This is a genomic window from Pseudomonas sp. TE50-2, assembly GCF_040813665.1.
Classification (GTDB): domain Bacteria; phylum Pseudomonadota; class Gammaproteobacteria; order Pseudomonadales; family Pseudomonadaceae; genus Aquipseudomonas; species Aquipseudomonas soli.
Map to the genome: position 1 here is coordinate 4,038,287 of NZ_JBFNXN010000001.1, position 16,894 is coordinate 4,055,180.

The 16,894-nt window shown below is 63.7% G+C and carries 15 protein-coding genes; 6 read left to right on the forward strand and 9 right to left on the reverse strand.

Annotation, left to right across the window (positions count from 1 at the left end; translation table 11 throughout):
* Positions 1–750 (forward strand): tetratricopeptide repeat protein, encoded by a 750-nt coding sequence (locus tag AAHK21_RS18530; RefSeq protein WP_367857990.1) that lies wholly within the window; start codon positions 1–3, stop codon positions 748–750.
* Between the two features lie 178 nt (positions 751–928).
* On the opposite strand, the gene AAHK21_RS18535 is transcribed toward AAHK21_RS18530, so the two are convergent.
* Complete coding sequence (locus AAHK21_RS18535; RefSeq protein ID WP_025337787.1) at positions 929–2,092, reverse strand: type III PLP-dependent enzyme; 1,164 nt, start codon at positions 2,090–2,092, stop codon at positions 929–931.
* Positions 2,093–2,746: 654 nt separating this feature from the next.
* Between AAHK21_RS18535 and AAHK21_RS18540 the strand changes: the two genes are divergently transcribed.
* From AAHK21_RS18540 to AAHK21_RS18550, 3 genes are all read left to right on the forward strand, one after another.
* Positions 2,747–3,235, forward strand: a complete 489-nt coding sequence (locus AAHK21_RS18540; RefSeq protein ID WP_046854264.1) for a sigma-70 family RNA polymerase sigma factor — start codon at positions 2,747–2,749, stop codon at positions 3,233–3,235.
* Between the two features lie 17 nt (positions 3,236–3,252).
* Positions 3,253–4,215, forward strand: coding sequence for a FecR domain-containing protein (locus tag AAHK21_RS18545; RefSeq protein WP_367857991.1), 963 nt, complete (start codon positions 3,253–3,255; stop codon positions 4,213–4,215).
* A 108-nt stretch (positions 4,216–4,323) separates the two neighbouring features.
* Complete coding sequence (locus tag AAHK21_RS18550; RefSeq protein WP_367857992.1) at positions 4,324–6,741, forward strand: TonB-dependent siderophore receptor; 2,418 nt, start codon at positions 4,324–4,326, stop codon at positions 6,739–6,741.
* Positions 6,742–6,780: 39 nt separating this feature from the next.
* On the opposite strand, the gene AAHK21_RS18555 is transcribed toward AAHK21_RS18550, so the two are convergent.
* Genes AAHK21_RS18555 through AAHK21_RS18570 form a run of 4 tightly spaced genes read right to left on the reverse strand, consistent with a single transcriptional unit; the run spans position 6,781 to position 10,223 of the window.
* Positions 6,781–7,938: a betaine/proline/choline family ABC transporter ATP-binding protein gene (locus AAHK21_RS18555; RefSeq protein WP_367857993.1), complete on the reverse strand. Its 1,158-nt coding sequence runs from the start codon at positions 7,936–7,938 to the stop codon at positions 6,781–6,783.
* On the reverse strand, positions 7,935–8,588 hold the full coding sequence (locus AAHK21_RS18560) for an ABC transporter permease (RefSeq protein WP_263160170.1): 654 nt from the start codon (positions 8,586–8,588) through the stop codon (positions 7,935–7,937). Before AAHK21_RS18560 ends, AAHK21_RS18555 begins: the two co-directional genes overlap by 4 nt.
* Positions 8,585–9,496 carry a glycine betaine ABC transporter substrate-binding protein gene (locus AAHK21_RS18565; RefSeq protein WP_367857994.1) on the reverse strand — a complete coding sequence of 304 codons (912 nt, stop codon included), beginning with the start codon at positions 9,494–9,496 and terminating at the stop codon, positions 8,585–8,587. The genes AAHK21_RS18560 and AAHK21_RS18565 overlap by 4 nt, the downstream gene beginning before the upstream one ends.
* Before the next feature lie 13 nt (positions 9,497–9,509).
* The gene (locus AAHK21_RS18570; RefSeq protein ID WP_110699920.1) at positions 9,510–10,223 is read right to left on the reverse strand and encodes an ABC transporter permease; all 714 of its coding nucleotides are present in this window, start codon (positions 10,221–10,223) and stop codon (positions 9,510–9,512) included.
* A gap of 367 nt (positions 10,224–10,590) precedes the next feature.
* Here AAHK21_RS18570 and AAHK21_RS18575 point away from each other — a divergent pair, with 367 nt between their 5' ends.
* On the forward strand, positions 10,591–10,878 hold the full coding sequence (locus AAHK21_RS18575) for a transcriptional regulator (RefSeq protein WP_367857995.1): 288 nt from the start codon (positions 10,591–10,593) through the stop codon (positions 10,876–10,878).
* Positions 10,879–11,129: 251 nt separating this feature from the next.
* Complete coding sequence (locus AAHK21_RS18580) at positions 11,130–12,713, forward strand: peptide chain release factor 3 (RefSeq protein WP_023629783.1); 1,584 nt, start codon at positions 11,130–11,132, stop codon at positions 12,711–12,713.
* Between the two features lie 96 nt (positions 12,714–12,809).
* Here AAHK21_RS18580 and AAHK21_RS18585 read toward each other — a convergent pair whose 3' ends face one another.
* The 4 genes from AAHK21_RS18585 to AAHK21_RS18600 all read right to left on the reverse strand — a co-directional run bounded on the left by AAHK21_RS18585 (position 12,810) and on the right by AAHK21_RS18600 (position 16,598).
* A complete protein-coding gene (locus AAHK21_RS18585; protein ID WP_023629782.1) occupies positions 12,810–13,889 on the reverse strand; it encodes a polyamine ABC transporter substrate-binding protein in 1,080 nt (359 codons plus the stop codon).
* Positions 13,890–13,941: 52 nt separating this feature from the next.
* A complete protein-coding gene (locus AAHK21_RS18590; protein ID WP_367857996.1) occupies positions 13,942–14,283 on the reverse strand; it encodes a cupin domain-containing protein in 342 nt (113 codons plus the stop codon).
* A gap of 33 nt (positions 14,284–14,316) precedes the next feature.
* Positions 14,317–15,723, reverse strand: coding sequence for an NAD(P)/FAD-dependent oxidoreductase (locus AAHK21_RS18595; protein ID WP_367857997.1), 1,407 nt, complete (start codon positions 15,721–15,723; stop codon positions 14,317–14,319).
* A gap of 65 nt (positions 15,724–15,788) precedes the next feature.
* The gene (locus AAHK21_RS18600; protein WP_367857998.1) at positions 15,789–16,598 is read right to left on the reverse strand and encodes a helix-turn-helix domain-containing protein; all 810 of its coding nucleotides are present in this window, start codon (positions 16,596–16,598) and stop codon (positions 15,789–15,791) included.
* Positions 16,599–16,894 lie beyond the last annotated feature (296 nt).

Here is a 16,894-nt window from a genome sequence, read left to right on the forward strand (position 1 = left end):
GTGTCTTATCAATTGCGTCGTGAGGAAGTGGTGGATGTGGCCGGGCTGAAGGCGATGCTCGAGCACAGCCCGGGGCAGGCCGCGCAGGCGATCCTCACGGCGGCGGGGCAGGGGGCGGTCGAGGCGCAGCTGTTGCTCGGGCAGATCCTGCTCGATGGGCGCGGTATCGAAGAGGATGCCACCGTAGCCCGCCGTTGGTTCGCCATTGCCGCCCAGGGCGGCAGCGCCATGGCCCACAACATGCTTGGCCGTTGCCTCGAGCACGGCTGGGGTGGCGAGGTGGATCTCGCCCAGGCCGCCATTCACTATGCCCGTGCGGCCGACGCCGGGCTGGACTGGGGGATGTACAACCTGGCCAATCTGCTGGCCACCGGTCGTGGGGTGGCGGCCAACCAGTCCCAGGCGTTGATGTGCTACGAGAAAGCCGCGCAGTTGGGGCATGCCAAGTCGATGAACCTGTATGGGCGGTATCTGGAGCAGGGCATTGCCACCGCCGCGAGCCCGGTGCGGGCCATGCGCTGGTACCGGCGTTCGGCCGAGGCGGGGGATTTCCGCGGGATGTTCAGCCTGGCGCTGGTGCTGGTCGAGCGAGGGCAGATAGCCGAGGCCGGGCCGTGGCTGGACCGGGCCAGGGTCGAGGGCAACCTGAATTTCCTGCGCAGTGCGCTGGTGACGTTGCAGGGGGCGGGGCCGGCATTGATGGCCTTTGCGGCGCGTTATGCCGAAGAGATCGAACGGCGGGAAGACTGAGCCTGATCGTGCGGGCTTCTGCGCGAGACCGCTGCCTCCAGCAAGTAGGGCCGCTTTGCGGCCCATCGCCGGCAAGCCGGCTCCCACAGGGATCGCGCAGTTCTGAGACTTGCGCTGAACCTGTGGGAGCCGGCTTGCCGGCGATGGGCTGCGTAGCAGCCCCAAGTGACGCCTCGAGTTACAGGTAGTAAGCCTTCAGCGGCGGGAAGCCGTTGAACTCCACCGCGCTGTAGCTGGTGGTGTAGGCGCCGGTGGACAGCCAGTACAGGCGGTCGCCGATGGCCAGGTTCAGCGGCAGGCCATACTTGTAGTTCTCGTACATGATGTCGGCGCTGTCGCAGGTCGGGCCGGCGATCACCACTTCCTCGGCCTCGCCTTTCTTCTCGGTCCAGATCGGGAACTTGATCGCCTCGTCCATGGTTTCGATCAGGCCGGAGAACTTGCCCACGTCGGTGTAGATCCAGCGCTCGACGGCAGTGCGCGACTTGCGCGCCACCAGTACCACTTCACTGACCAGGATACCGGCGTTGGCGATCAGCGAACGGCCAGGCTCGAGGATGATTTCCGGCAGGTCGTCGCCGAAGTCTTCCTTGAGGAAGCGGATGATCTCTTCGGCGTAGGTCTCGAGGCTGTTGGTGCGGGTGATGTAGTTGGCCGGGAAGCCGCCGCCCATGTTGATCAGCTTCAGCTCGATGCCGTCTTCTTCCTTGAGGCGCTCGAAGATCACCTTGACCTTGGCGATGGCTGCGTCCCACACGCTGATGTCGCGCTGTTGCGAGCCGACGTGGAAGGAGATGCCGTAAGGCACCAGGCCCAGGTCGCGGGCGAGGATCAGCAGGTCCATGGCCATGTCGGTCTGGCAGCCGAACTTGCGCGACAGTGGCCAGTCGGCGGTGGTGGAGCCTTCGGTGAGAATGCGCACATAGACTTTCGAGCCCGGCGCGGCCTTGGCGATGTTGCGCAGGTCGGCCTCGGAGTCGGTGGCGTACAGGCGCACGCCTTTCTCGTAGAAGTAGCGGATGTCCTTGGACTTCTTGATGGTGTTGCCGTAGCTGATGCGGTCGGCGCTGACGCCGCGGCCGAGCACCTTGTCCAGTTCATAGATCGAGGCGATGTCGAAGCTCGAGCCCTTTTCCTTCAGCAGGTCGATGATCTCGACCGCAGGGTTGGCCTTGACCGCGTAGTAGACCTTGGCGAATTCGAACCCGGCGCGCAGGTCGTCATAGGCCTGGCTGATCATCTGGGTATCGATGAGAACGAACGGGGTTTCCTGCTTGTCGGCGAACGCCTTCATTTTCTGGAAGGTGTCACGCGCAAAGTAGTCTTCGACCTGGATCGACATGCTCAGGGGCTCCATGGGCAAACTGAAAAGATAAGTGGCAGCAACTGAACGTCCTCCGTATCCCCACTTTGGTTCGCCTACTTCCCAAGGCATGTCGCCGAAAGCAAAAAGGTCAGCCGTGCTTGGAAAAGGCGGATGACCTTGCTGTCTCGTCGTCAGTACTTGAGCCGGATGGATCGTTTCCAGCATGGACGTTCGGCGCGCACTTTAGGACGTGAAAACGGCAATATCAACAGGCAATCCCGGGGTACTCGTCGCCTGTCGCGGAGCTGCCGCTGTGATAACCGACTGATGTGCGCCCGGTAGGTTCCTGAAAAGGCCACCAGCGTAAAAAATTGTGGAATAGGTGGCGATCTGGCCGCGATCGGCTGACAGCTTCATTCTTTGCATGATGGCTCTGGTTTCGCCGCGAAAGGGCGGAGGAAACCGTAGGTGACCGTTTGTCGGGGGTTGAGGCAGGGCGGCGAATGGTTACGGAGTGTTCAAATTTATGGCCACATGCTCAACCCGATTTTTACCGCGAAATTGGCCATAAATTTTTTGTTACGCAGAGCCCGTCGTGGCCATTGGTCGTGCAAGGGACATGTCGATTGCCGTCCTTGATGAGAAACATTACTATTCGCGACCTCATCTGCCTCCCTGACGACCCCGACCGTGTCCGGACCCAAAGGCTTCCTCGACCATTACCAAGAGCTGATCGGCACCTGGACGCGCAAACTGCGCAGTCGACAGCAGGCCGAGGACCTCACCCACGATGCCTTTGTGCGGGTGCTGGAAAACCCGCGCGAGCAGGTCGAACAGCCACGCGCCTACCTGCACCAGACTGCCCGTAACATCGCCGTCGACGGCTTTCGCCGCGAGGACCGGCGCCAGGCCCTGGAGCTTGAGGCCTTCGCAGGGGACATGGCCGCAGGGGACGATCCGGAAGCGTATGTACATGCCCTGGAACTGGCCGACAGCGTCGAGCGGGCGCTGGCCGAGCTGCCGCTGAACTGCCGCAGGGTGTTCATCTGGCAGAAGCTCGAAGGCCTGACCCAGGCCGAGATCGCCGAGCGCATGGGTTTGACCAAGAACATGGTCGAAAAGTATATGATCCGCACGCTCCGACATCTGCGTGAGCACCTGGATGTGTCGGCCAGATGAGTCAGGAGACCCCTTCGATGAAACAGCACGCGCCCGATCCCGTGGGCGAGCAGGCGGCCAGCTGGTTCGCCCGGGCCCAGGACGCGCCGCACGACAAAGTCGTGCACGCGGCGTTGCAGGCGTGGTTGGCGCAGCATCCCTCAAATCGGCAAGAGTACGAGCGCCTGGCGCAGCTGTGGCGCGCCGCCGACTTCATCCCCCGGCAACGCCTCGAGGCGCTGTGCCAGCCCGAGCCGGTACGCCAGTTGCCGCGCCGACGCTTGTTGCGCCAGGCATTGGCGGCCGGGGTGGCGGTGGTCGCGCTGGGGCTGGGCTGGACAGGTTGGCAGTATCAGCAGCTCAACCATCAGGACACGTTGACTACGGCCTTGGGCGAGCGGCGTCAGGTCGAACTGCCGGACGGTTCACGGCTGGAGCTCAACAGTGCCACCCAGGTGCAGGTGATGTTCTCTGCGGGGCAGCGCCATGTGCGCCTGGGTGCGGGCGAGGCGATGTTCATCGTCGCCCATGACAGCGATCGCCCCTTCGTGGTGAGCACTGCCCAGGGCGATGTCACCGTCACCGGCACCCGCTTCGATGTACGACAGGATCCGAACAGCACCCGCGTGGCGGTGGAGCAAGGTTCGGTGAAGGTACAGGGCGCGGGCGAGTCGCTGGCGCTGCTCACTGCCGGCCAGGGTTCGCATATCGATGGGCAGGGCAAGGTCGCCGCACCCTATGCCATCGATGCCAGCGCGGTGACCGCCTGGCGCCAGGGCAAGCTGGTATTCGACAACGCGCCGCTGAGCGATGTCGTGGCGGAAGTCTCGCGCTACCGTGTCCGGCCACTGCATGTGGCGCCCGGCAAGGCCGCCGCGCTGCGCCTGTCGAGCACCTTCAGCACTGACGACCCGGACGCCCTGTTGCGGGCCTTGCCGAGCATCCTGCCGGTGCGGGTGAAGACCCTTGCGGACGGCTCCAGCGAAATTGTTCTGAAATAGATTCAGGTTTTTTTCCGTTCGTTCGTCTTCCCCGCCAGCTGCAACTGCCAAGCATTTCCATTTGCATGCGGTTGGCGTTTATCCCGACTCTCAGGACCCATCGAAGACGTGAACAACAATAATCCCCTTCTCCAGCTGCGCCGCCTGGCGCTGGCCCTGGCGGTCAGCGCCGCCGCCGGCAACAGCTACGCCGACAGCATCCAGATCCAGGCCCAGCCATTGGCGGGCGCGCTCAAGCAATTGGGCCAGCAGACCAACCTGCAACTGTTCTTCAGCCCCGAGCTGGTGGATGGCAAGCAGGCCCCGGCCGTGTCCGGCAACCTGGCGCCGGAGCAGGCCCTACAGCAACTGCTGCAAGGCAGCGGGCTGACCTTTGAGCAGTCCGCCGACACCGTGGTGGTCAAGCCGGCGCAGGCCGCTGGCACCCTGACCACCGGCAGCCTGGAGCTGGCGCCCACCGATATCAAGGTGGTCGGGGACTGGCTGGGCGACGCCGAGCAGAGCGTGGTGCAGAACCACCCGGGCGCGCGCACCGTGGTGCGCCGCGAAGCGATGGTGGAGAAGGGCACGATGAACGTGCGTGACGCCCTGCGCGGTATCCCGGGCGTGCAGGTGCAGGACTCCAACGGCACCGGTGGCAGCGACCTGTCGCTGAACGTCGGCGTGCGTGGCCTGACGTCGCGCCTGTCGCCGCGTTCGACGGTGTTGATCGATGGCATCCCGGCAGCCTTCGCCCCCTACGGTCAGCCACAGCTGTCGATGGCGCCGATCTCCTCGGGCAACCTCGACAGCATCGACGTGGTCCGTGGTGCAGGCTCGGTACGCTATGGCCCGCAGAACGTCGGTGGGGTGATCAACTTCGTCACCCGGGCGATCCCCGAGAAGGCCAGCGGCGAGCTGTCCACCACCCTCGAGACTTCGCGCGATGGCGGCTGGAAGCACACCGAGTCGGCCTTCGTCGGCGGCACCGCCGACAACGGCATGGGCGTGGCGTTGCTGTATACCGGGGTGAATGGCGATGGCTATCGCGAAAGCAACAACGACAACGATATCGACGACGTGATGCTCAAGACCCACTGGGCACCGACCGATGTCGACGAGTTCTGGCTCAATTTTCACTACTACGATGGCCGCGCCGACATGCCGGGCGGCCTGACCCAGGCCCAGTACGATCACAACCCCTACCAGTCGGTGCGCGACTACGACTACTTCAGCGGCCGGCGCAAGGACGTGTCCTTCAAGTGGCAGCGACAGATCGACGATGCCACCCAGTTCGAGGTGCTGACTTACTACACCGACAGCTTCCGTGGCAGCGCCATCGCCGCCCGCGACCAGAAGACCCTGTCGTCGTACCCGCGCAACTACCACACCTTTGCCATCGAGCCACGCCTGTCGCGGATCTTCTTCGTCGGCCCGACCACCCAGGAAGTCAGCGTCGGCTATCGCTACCTGAAGGAAGCGATGCGCGAGCAGTCCACCCGCCTGGCGCTGGTCGACAACGTGCCGACCGTGACCCCGACCTCCGACGGCCATGTGTTCCAGGACCGCAGCGGTGGCACCGAGGCCAGCGCCTACTACATCGACGACAAGATCGACGTCGGCAACTGGACCATCACCCCGGGCATCCGCTTCGAGCACATCAACACCGACTGGCGCGACCGACCGGTGCTGGACGCCAACTACCGTCCGGTGCCGGAGAAGAACCGCAGCATCACCAGCAACGAACCGCTGCCAGCACTTAGCGTGATGTACCACATGTCCGACGCCTGGAAGCTGTTCGCCAACTACGAGACCTCGTTCGGCAGCCTGCAGTACTTCCAGCTGGGCCAGGGCGGCGTCGGCGACAGCACGGCAAACGGCCTGGAGCCGGAGAAGGCCAAGACCTACGAAATCGGCACGCGCTATGACAACGGCAACTGGGCCGGTGAGCTGACAGCCTTCTACATCGACTTCGACGATGAGCTGCAGTACATCAGCAACGATGTCGGCTGGACCAACCTCGGGGCGACCAAGCACCAGGGCATCGAGGCCTCGGCGCGCTACGACCTGTCCGGCCTGGACCCACGCCTGCAGGGGCTGTCGGTGAATGCCGGCTACACCTACACCCGTGCCACCTACGAGGGTGAGATCCCTGGTTTCAAGGGCCGTGACCTGCCGTTCTATTCGCGCCAGGTGGCCACCGCCGGTGTGCGCTACGAGGTCAACCGCTGGACCTGGAACCTGGATGCCTACGCCCAGTCGAAGCAGCGCGCGCCGGGTACCGGGATGAACGCCAATGGCAGTTTCAACGGCAACTACATCACCGAGCCAAGCGCCGATGGGCAATATGGCGACATTCCGGGCTATGTCACCTGGCATGCCCGGGGTGGCTATGCGTTCGGGCCGCAGCTGTCGAACCTGAAGCTGGCCGCCGGGGTGAAGAACCTGTTCGACAAGCAGTATTTCACCCGCTCCAGCGACAACAACGCGGGGATCTATGTGGGTGAGCCGCGCACGTTCTATGTGCAGGCCAGTGTAGGGTTCTGATCCAAGATTGCCGGGGCGCAAAGCGCCCCCGGCTTTCTATCAGGAGGTCACTGCCTCTGCCGGCGACACGATCGAGGTCTTCGCCCCGCGCGAGCGCCCAGAACTCAGGTACGCCGCAATCGACTCCTGCGTCACCTCGCCCAGGAACACCTGCTCGGCATCCAGCACCGGCAACCACGCCCGATTGAACTCGTACATGCGCGACAGCAGGATGCGCAGGTGCTCATCGTGCGCCGCCGTGGCATTGAACGGACGCAGGAAATCCCCGCACGTGCCCTGCTGGCGGTGCATGTCGCGCCGGCGCACATAACCCAGCGCGCGATTTTGCGCATCGGTCACCACCACGTAACGGCGGTCATGCTCGTCCAGCAGCTCCAGCGCATCGCCCACCGGTGTTTCCGGGCTCAGCGACGGCGCGTTGTCCGCCGCATCCTCGGCGCGCACCAGCAGCAGGCGTTTCAGGGTGCTGTCCTGGCCGACGAAGTTGCTGACAAAATCGTCCACCGGGTGTGCCAGCAGGGTGTCCGGGTGATCCAGCTGCAACAGCTTGCCGGCGCGGAAGATGGCGATCTTGTCGCCCAGCTTGATGGCCTCGTCGATGTCATGGCTGACCATGATCACCGTCTTGTTCAGGGCCCGCTGCATCTCGAAGAACTCGTTCTGGATCATCTCGCGGTTGATCGGGTCGACCGCGCCGAATGGTTCGTCCATCAGCAGCACCGGGGCCTCGGCGGCCAGGGCGCGGATCACGCCGATGCGTTGCTGCTGGCCTCCGGACAGTTCGCGTGGGTAGCGCTGCAGGTACTGCTTGGGCTCGAGCTTGATCATGTGCATCAGCTCGCGGGCACGATCGTGGCATTTCTGCTTGTCCCAGCCGAGCAGGCGCGGCACCACGGTGATGTTCTCCTCGATGGTCATGTTGGGGAACAGGCCGATCTGCTGGATCACGTAGCCGATATGCCGGCGCAGGGTCACCTCGTCCAGGCCGGTTGTGTCCTCGCCATTGATGAACACTTGCCCTGAGGTCGGGGTGATCAGGCGGTTGATCATCTTCAGCGTGGTGCTCTTGCCGCAGCCGGAGGGGCCGAGGAACACGCAGATTTCGCCTTCGTTGACGGTGAGGCTTACCGCGTCGACGGCTTTGACGTCCTTGCCGTTGACGTTGAAGGTCTTGCTGAGGTTCTTCAGTTCGATCATGAGCGCAGTCCTTCTGGAGTCAGGGCACGTTGCAGGGCTTGCAGGAGCAGGTCGGCGATGATCGCCAGCAGGCTGACCAGCACCGCGCCGACCAGCAGCATCGACATGTCGCTGCGGCTGATGGAGGTGAGAATGAGCACGCCCAGGCCGCCGGCACCGATGGTCGCGGCGATGGTCATCACGCCGATGTTCATCACCACGGCGGTGCGCACGCCGGCGAGGATCACCGGCACGGCAATGGGCAGCTCGACCATGCGCAGGCGCTGGCCGAAGGTCATGCCGATGCCGCGGGCGGCTTCACGAATACCGGGCTCGACGTTGGTCAGGGCCAGGTAGGTGTTGCGCAGGATCGGCAGCAGTGAATAAAGGAACACCGCGGTGATCGCCGGCAGCGGCCCCAGGCCCTGGCCGAACTTCGAGTAGAACGGCAGCAGCAAGCCGAACAGGGCGATCGAGGGGATGGTCAGCAGCACGGTGGCGCTGGCCTGCAGGGGGCCGGCGAACACCGGGAAGCGGGTCATCAGGATGCCCAGCGGCACGCCGACAAGGATCGCCAGGCTTACCGCGATGCCGACCAGCATGATGTGCTGCCAGGTCAGTTGCAGGACCTGTGCCCAGTCGAGGTGGGCGAAGGTGTCGAGCAGGCTCATGGCTGTACCTCGCTGAGTGGGTGCTCACGCAGGAACGCGGCGGCTACCACCGTCGGGCTCTGGTGCTCGACATCGACCTTGGCGTTGAGCTGGCGCATGGTCTCGTCGTCCAGTTGCTCGGCCAGCGGCTTGAGCAGGGTGGCCAGGCGAGGGTGGGCGTCGAGCACGGCCTGGCGCAGTACCGGGGCGGCGGTGTAGTCGGGGAAGTAGTGCTTGTCGTCTTCCAGCAGCTTGAGGTCGAACGCGCTCAGGCGCCCGTCGGTGGTGTAGACCAGGCCGGCGAACACCTGGTTGTTGCGCATGGCGGTGTACACCAGGCCGCCGTCCATCTGGCGGATGTTGCGCCGGTCCAGCGGCAGCTCGTACAGCTCGCGCAGGCCGACCAGGCCATCCGGGCGGTTGGCGAACTCGGTGTCCAGCGCCACCAGGTGGTTGCGGTCGGGCTCCTCACGCAGCACTTGGTTGAGGTCGCTGATCGAGTTGATCTGCGGATAGGACTTGGCGACTGCCTTTGGCAGGCCCAGGGCGTAGGTGTTGCTGAACTTCGACGGAGTCAGCCAGACCAGGCCCTTCTTCGCGTCGAGTTCTTTCACTCGCGCATAGGTGGCTGCGGCGTCGGGCATGCGCTCGTCGATATGGTTGTACGAGACCAGCGATACGCCGGTGTATTCCCACATCAGGTCGAGCTGGCCGGTTTCCTGGGCCTGGCGGGCGATATTGCTGCCCAGGCCGGTGGTCACCCGCACATCGAAGCCGTTGGCGCGCAGATACTGGGCGGTGATCTCGGCGAGCACGGTCTGTTCGGTGAACACCCGGGCGCCGATGCGGATCTGTGGTTTTTCCGCTGCCTGGGCAACGCCTGCGCAAAACAGGGCCGCGCCCAGGAACAAGGCGATTGTTTTCTTCATGCTTTGCCTCTTGTTATTGGGCCAGGCCACGTTCCAGCCAGCGCTTGCTGGAGAAACTCACCAACGCATCGAGCGCCAGGGCCAGCAGCGCCGTGCAGGCGGCGCCGAGCAGCAGCTGCGGTTGGTTGTTCAGGGCGATGCCGGGGAAAATCAGGCTGCCCAGGCTGTTGGCGCCGATCAGGAACGCCAGGGGCGCGGTGCCCACGTTCAAGGCCAGGGCCACGCGCACGCCGCCGACGATGATCGGCACGGCATTGGGCAGCTCTACCTGCCACAACTGCTGGCGCGCGGTCATGCCGATGCCGGTGGCGGCTTCCTTGAGCGAGGCAGGGACGTTTTTCAGGCCCTCGTAGGTGTTGCGCACGATGGGCAGGAGGGAGGCGAGGAACAGTGCGAAGATCGCAGGACCTGCGCCGATGCCCAGGATACTCAGGGCAATGGCCAGGACGGCCAGGGGAGGGATGGTGTTGCCAACGTTGAACAGCTGCATGAAGCGCTCGGCCTTGTCGACCCGGTGCGGTCGACTCAAGGCAATGCCGGCGGGGATGCCCACGGCCAGCGCCGCCGCCATCGAAGCCAGCACCAGGACCAGGTGCGCTTGCAGGTAGAACCCAAGATCGTCGCGGTAGCGGGCGATCGTGTCGATGCCGATCCAGTGGACCAGCAGGGCCAGGATGACGAGCACGGCGGCCCATCCCAACAGCCCTTTTCCGTAGCGTGCAGCCACAGGCGGACTCCTTTTTTATAGTCGGCGATCACACCCCCGTGCGGCCGGCCATTCCTGGCGGCGGGTGGTGTGCTCGCGAGTAGCAGCCGATGCGCGGCATCAGGCCATGAGCCGAACCCCGTCGGGCTCGTGAAGCAGGTGAAACCAGCCCTGAAGCGAAGCGGCTTGCAGGGGAGTGGACGTCTCCGTGGGCGTAAAGGTTCCCATCTGGGGCGGCATTTGGCCAGTGCTAATCACTGGGGTGTAGGAAATTTCGCGCGATAAAACAGCGTAAATATTACGTGGAGGCGTTGAAATTCCTGCTATCGAGGCGTTTGTCGGCACGATCAAGATCGCGCAGGGAAATTCGGTCAAAGAGGAGAGAATCGTGAAGACACTCGAAGAAGTCATGGCCAGTCTGTCGCCGGAATGCAGAGCGAAAGCGGAAGCGCGAGGCCGCGAGCTGATACAGGAGGAGTTAATGCTAGATGCGCTTCGCAGGTATTTGCTTACAGGCGAAGAAGGCCTCGGCGTTGAGCATCGTGCAGCGCTTGAACAATGTCCGGACATACTGATCTCTACACTGCGTGGGCATGTTGAATCGCTCGGTGGGAAACTCGAAGTGTTGGCATTTTTCCCTGGCGAAAAAAGCATTTCGCTTTCAGATTTTGAGTAATCAAATCGTGATTTCCGCTTCGACACGCTCGCAAGTGTGTGATGGCCATAAGGTGCATTTTTGAAATTGGGTACGGGCGGCCAGGTGTAGGGCGAGAAATTAGCGGTGTTCTCAAGATCGAGCGCCGCCCGCGCGGCGCTCGATCTCAAAGGCGCCACAGGATTTCCGCCATGCACCAGCAGATTTTGGCCCCTGCCCCGACTTCAGGTATGATATCGCCCCTTTTTGAATCCCCAGTCAGGCGATTTCCCATGACCAACCAGGCCGCCGAAGTCGCGAAGCGCCGCACTTTCGCAATCATTTCCCACCCCGACGCCGGTAAGACCACCATCACCGAGAAGCTCCTGCTGATGGGCAAGGCCATTGCCGTCGCCGGTACCGTGAAGTCGCGCAAGTCCGACCGCCACGCCACCTCCGACTGGATGGAAATGGAGAAACAGCGCGGCATCTCCATCACCACCTCGGTGATGCAGTTCCCCTACCGCGAGCACATGATCAACCTGCTCGACACCCCCGGCCACGAAGACTTCTCGGAAGACACCTACCGCACCCTGACCGCGGTGGACTCGGCGCTGATGGTGCTCGACGGCGGTAAGGGCGTCGAGCCGCGCACCATTGCCCTGATGGATGTGTGCCGCCTGCGCGACACGCCGATCGTCAGCTTCATCAACAAACTCGACCGTGACATCCGCGACCCGATCGAACTGCTCGACGAAATCGAGGCGGTGCTGAAGATCAAGGCCGCGCCGATCACCTGGCCGATCGGTTGCTACCGCGACTTCAAGGGCGTGTATCACCTGGCCGGCGACTACATCATCGTCTACACCCCGGGGCATGGCCACGAGCGCACCGAAGCGAAGATCATCGAGAAGCTCGACTCCGATGAAGCCCGCGCCCACCTGGGTGACGAGTACGACCGCTTCCTCGAACAACTCGAGCTGGTGCAGGGCGCCTGCCACGAGTTCGACCAGGACGCGTTCATCAATGGCCAGCTGACCCCGGTGTTCTTCGGTACCGCATTGGGCAACTTCGGTGTCGACCATGTGCTCGACGCGGTTGTCGACTGGGCGCCGCGCCCATTGGCCCGCGTCGCCCACGAGCGCACCGTGGAACCGGTGGAAGAGAAGTTCACCGGCTTCGTGTTCAAGATCCAGGCGAACATGGACCCGAAACACCGTGACCGTATCGCTTTCATGCGTATCTGCTCGGGCAAGTACGAGAAAGGCATGAAGATGCGCCACGTGCGCACTGGCAAGGACGTGCGCATCGGCGATGCCCTGACCTTCTTCTCCTCCGAGCGCGAGCAGCTGGAAGAGGCCTATGCCGGTGACATCATCGGACTGCACAACCACGGCACCATCCAGATCGGCGACACCTTCACCGAAGGCGAGGCGCTGGGCTTCACCGGCATCCCGCACTTCGCCCCGGAGCTGTTCCGCCGCGTGCGCCTGAAGGACCCGCTGAAATCCAAGCAGCTGCGCCAGGGCCTGCAGCAGCTGGCCGAAGAGGGCGCGACCCAGGTGTTCTTCCCCGAGCGCAGCAACGACATCATCCTCGGCGCGGTCGGTGTGCTGCAGTTCGACGTGGTCGCCAGCCGCCTGAAGGAAGAGTACAAGGTCGAGTGCGCCTATGAGCCGATCACCGTCTGGTCGGCGCGCTGGATCAGCTGCGACGACAAGAAGAAGCTCGAGGAATTCCAGAACAAGGCGGTGGAGAACCTGGCCATCGACGGCGGTGGTCACCTGACCTACCTGGCCCCGACCCGGGTCAACCTGGCGCTGATGGAAGAGCGCTGGCCGGATGTGAAATTCCGCGCGACTCGCGAGCACCACTAAGAGCAGTTGCAAACTGCGAGCTTCAAGAAGAGGCGGGCCCGGAAAGGCCCGCCTTTTTCTTGTCGCTTGCGGCTTCAAGCTTGTAACTGACGAATGTCAGTTGCCTGCTTTTATGCTGGTCCAGATCCGCGTCCTGATGCGGTCGATCTTCGCCGGCATCGCTTCCAGCGCATACAACTTGCCCATCACGTCGTCACTCGGGTAGATCATCGTGTTGCCCTTCAGCGCCGGGTCCACCAGCGCATCCGCCTGCTGGTTGCCATTGGCGTACTGCACGAAGTTGCTGATGTTGGCCATCACCTCCGGCTGCAATAGGTAGTTCATGTACGCATACCCGGCCTTCTCGTCTGGTGCATCGGCCGGCATGGCCACCATGTCGAACCACATCGGCGCGCCTTCCTTCGGGATCGAGTAGCCCACCTTCACCCCGTTCTTCGCTTCCTCGGCACGGTTCTTCGCCTGCAGCACATCGCCCGAGAAACCCACCACCAGGCACACATCGCCGTTGGCCAGGTCGCCGGTGTACTTCGAGGAATGGAAGTAGCTGATATACGGGCGCACCTGCATCAGCAACGCCTTGGCCTTGTCGTAGTCCGCCGGGTTCTGGCTGTGGTGGGGCAGGCCCAGGTAGTGCAGGGCGATCGGCAGCAGCTCGGGGCCGTTGTCCAGCACCGCCACGCCGCAGCTCTTGAGCTTGGCGAGGTATTCGGGCTTGAAGAACAGGTCCCACGAATCGATGGGCGCATTGTCGCCGAGCACCGCCTTGACCTTGTCGATGTTGTAGCCGATGCCGGTGCTGCCCCACAGGTACGGGAAGCCGTACTGGTTGCCCGGGTCGTTGACCTCCAGGGCCTTGAGCAGCACTGGGTTGAGGTTCTTCCAGTTGGGCAGTTGCGACTTGTCCAGCTGCTTCAGGGCCTTGCCCTGGATCTGCCGGGCCATGAAGTGGTTGGAGGGGAACACCACGTCGTAGCCGGAGTTGCCGGTCATCAGCTTGCCGTCGAGGGTCTCGTTGCTGTCGAACACGTCGTAGGTGGGATTGATGCCGGTGGTTTGCTGGAAGTGCTTCAGGGTGTCCGGGGCGATGTAGCTCGACCAGTTGTAGATCTTCACCGAGTCGGCGGCACTGGCCACGCTGGCGGCCAGCATCAGGGGAGCGAGAAGGAGGGTGCGCATGTCGGGGTTACCTTGCTTTGTCTGTTGTTATCGAAGGCAGGCGATCAGCGGATCAGAAAATGAGGACGTAGGTCTTGCGCACGGTCTCCTGGATATCCCAGGTGCCGAGGCTGTTGGCCGGTAGCATCAGTGCGTCTCCGGCTTCTATGACCAGGGGCTCTCCACCGTCGGGAGTGAAGGTGCAGCGGCCCTTGATGAAATGGCAGAACTCCTGCTGCACGATCTGCCGCCGCCAGCGCCCCGGGGTGCATTCCCAGATACCGGTCTCGACGCCGTCGTTGCGTTCGACGCAGGTGACCGAAGTGACCGCGACCGGCTCGCCGAGGGGTACGGCGACCGGGGTGCTGCTGTCCAGGATGGCGCTGTCGGTGTGCTTGAACTGGGTGATGCTCATGACCGGTGGATCCTGTGTGGTGGTGAGGGGAAGTCAGTGCATGAAGCCTTCCATGAAGTCGGCCAGCCCACTGGCCAGGCGTCGCCGCCAGGGCGCGCTGGCGGGGTTGGCGAGGGTCCGGTCCTCGTGGACGAAACTCTGGATGATCGCGTTGTAGCCCAGCCAGCGGCACGGCTCGGGTGGCCAGCTGGCTAGGCTCGACAGCGGGCGGTTGTCGTGCACCCAGGGCTGCGCGGTCAGTTCGTTGTGCTGGCCGAGGATCAGCGCGGCCAGGGTGCGTCCACCGAGGTTGGTGGCGCCGACACCCTCGCCGCCATAACCGCCGGCCAGGGCGATGCCGCGCTGGCGGTCGCAGAGCATGTGCGGGCGGAAACGCCGGGCCATGCCGAGGTTGCCGCCCCAGGAGTGGGTGATGCGTACGTGCTTGAGCTGTGGGAACAGTTCGCCGAACAGGTAGCGGCGCAGCTCCACCTCGTCGGTGGTCAGGGTGAAGTCCTCGCGCAGACGGCCTCCAAAGCGGTAGCCGCCGCGGGCACCGAACACCAGGCGGTTGTCGGCGCTGCGCTGGCCATAGGTGACCTGGCGGCTGTTTTCGCTGAAGGCCTGGCCCTGGCTCAGGCCGATCTGCTCCCAGGTCGACTCCGGCAGCGGCTCGGTGGCCACCAGCAGGCTCTGTACCGGCAGCTGGTGCCGTCCAAGCGGTGGCAGGCTGGCGGCGTAGCCTTCCACGGCCGGCACCACCCAGTGGCTGCGGATGCGTGCCAACGGGGTGCGCACTTCACCGGTCTGCCAGTCTATGGCTGGGGTGTTCTCGTAGATCGGCACGCCCATGGCCTCGACCGTCCGTGCCAGGCCACGCACCAGCCTGGCCGGTTGAATCGTGGCGACGTGCGGGCTGTAGAGGGCGCCGTAGGGGTTGCTCACCTTCAGCTGGGCATCCAGCTGTTCCGGGCGCAGCCAGCGGTAGTCGTCTTCATTCATGCCCTGGCGGTAGAGGTCGTCGAGCCAGGCGCGCAGGCTGCGTTCCTGTTCCGGGTAGCGGGCGGCGCAGTAGAGCACGCCGCCTTTGCGGTAGTCGCAGGCGATGCCTTCGCGCAGGAGCACGTCGTGGACTTCGTCGGGGATGCCGTGCAGCAGGTCGATGCTTTCACGCCGTTGCTGCGGCGAGAGCGTGGCCAGCAGGCGGTCCTCGCCCAGCAGGTTGCCCATCAGCCAGCCGCCATTGCGTCCGGAGGCGCCGAAGCCGGCGATGTTGGCCTCGATCACCGCGATATTCAGCTGCGGCGCCTGGCGCTTGAGGTAGTAGGCGGTCCACAGGCCGGTGTAGCCGGCGCCGATGATGCACACGTCGAGGTCCAGGTCCTGGTGCAGGGCCGGGCGCGCGCACAGCGGCTCGTCGAGCTGGTCCATCCACAGGCTGATCGTGCGCAGGGGTTGCATCGCGTCGGGCTCCACATCCGTTCAAGGTATGTGGACGATCCTAGTGAAGCGCGGGGAGGGCTGTCTTACGTGCGTGCACGCAGGGAAATTTGCTTGAGGTAGGCCTTGGGCGACAGGCCGGTGTGCTCACGGAAGCACTTGTAGAACGCCGACAGCGAATTGAAACCGGCGTTGAACGCCAGTTCATCGACGGGCGCCGTAGCGCAATTATTGTCCAACCGGCTCAGCAGGTGTTGCAGGCGGGCCTGGTTGACGTAGCGGTAGAAGCTCTGGCCAAGCACCTGGTTGAGCAGATAGGAAATCTGGTTGCGGCTGTAGCCGCTTTCGTCGGCGACCTGCTGCAGGTCCAGTTCAGGGTCAAGGTAGGGGCGTTGGGCCAGGAAGTAATGTTCCAGGTCCTGGGCCATGGTCGACAGCTGGCGTGGCGACAGGCCGAGCCGGCTGGTGGCCGGGCGCGGACCACCAGCGGGGCTGCCCTTGGCATCGCCGCGCACCAGCGTGGCGTATTCGTTGATCCGCCAGATCAGCCCGTCCTTGACCGTGATCGCCTCGCTGGACTGGAACGCCACCAGGCCGTCGCCGCCTTGTACGGTGACCTGGTACTGGATGAACGCGGTGCAGCCATCGACGCGGATGCGGTCGCTGTGGACGATGTCTTCACCGGCCTCATGGGGCAGGCTGGCGCGCACGTAGTCGCGCAGCTGGCTGAAACCGAGCACGCGGTTCTGGAAGAAGTCGTGGTACTGGATATCCGGGTGGTACAGGGCCATCACCCCGTCCAGGTCGCGATGCTTCCAGCACAGGTGGTAGCGCATGACGGTGGTGGCGGTGAGCGGGGTCTGCTCAGGGCCGTCGGAGAGGGGAGTGGTGGTCATGGGCCCGATAGTGCATTGCAGAAAACCCAGGCGCAAGGCCACGGATCCGGCATTTTGCACGGTTTTTCCGAGCGGTTGCCGGCTAAGTTTTTGATTTGTATGTATGTAATTTTTTGATACAGCTGGCATGGGGGCTGCACCTCTTTTGATCAACACCAAACGAGGAGAACAGCCATGCGCTCGATACTGCTGTGGATGATTGGGGTGCCGATTCCGGTGATCATCCTGATCTGGTTCTTCATGCATTGAAACAATCGCGGGGCAAGCCCGCTCCCACGAGGCCGAACTGGCTTCGT

What these genes read in the sequence shown, in the direction of transcription:
- AAHK21_RS18535 (WP_025337787.1), bottom strand. Translation starts at nt 2,092, where the DNA reads ATGTCGATCCAGGTCGAAGACTACTTTGCGCGTGACACCTTCCAGAAA.
- AAHK21_RS18545 (WP_367857991.1), top strand. Translation starts at nt 3,253, where the DNA reads ATGAAACAGCACGCGCCCGATCCCGTGGGCGAGCAGGCGGCCAGCTGG.
- AAHK21_RS18555 (WP_367857993.1), bottom strand. Translation starts at nt 7,938, where the DNA reads ATGATCGAACTGAAGAACCTCAGCAAGACCTTCAACGTCAACGGCAAG.
- AAHK21_RS18560 (WP_263160170.1), bottom strand. Translation starts at nt 8,588, where the DNA reads ATGAGCCTGCTCGACACCTTCGCCCACCTCGACTGGGCACAGGTCCTG.
- AAHK21_RS18565 (WP_367857994.1), bottom strand. Translation starts at nt 9,496, where the DNA reads ATGAAGAAAACAATCGCCTTGTTCCTGGGCGCGGCCCTGTTTTGCGCA.
- AAHK21_RS18580 (WP_023629783.1), top strand. Translation starts at nt 11,130, where the DNA reads ATGACCAACCAGGCCGCCGAAGTCGCGAAGCGCCGCACTTTCGCAATC.
- AAHK21_RS18585 (WP_023629782.1), bottom strand. Translation starts at nt 13,889, where the DNA reads ATGCGCACCCTCCTTCTCGCTCCCCTGATGCTGGCCGCCAGCGTGGCC.
- AAHK21_RS18590 (WP_367857996.1), bottom strand. Translation starts at nt 14,283, where the DNA reads ATGAGCATCACCCAGTTCAAGCACACCGACAGCGCCATCCTGGACAGC.
- AAHK21_RS18595 (WP_367857997.1), bottom strand. Translation starts at nt 15,723, where the DNA reads ATGCAACCCCTGCGCACGATCAGCCTGTGGATGGACCAGCTCGACGAG.
- AAHK21_RS18600 (WP_367857998.1), bottom strand. Translation starts at nt 16,598, where the DNA reads ATGACCACCACTCCCCTCTCCGACGGCCCTGAGCAGACCCCGCTCACC.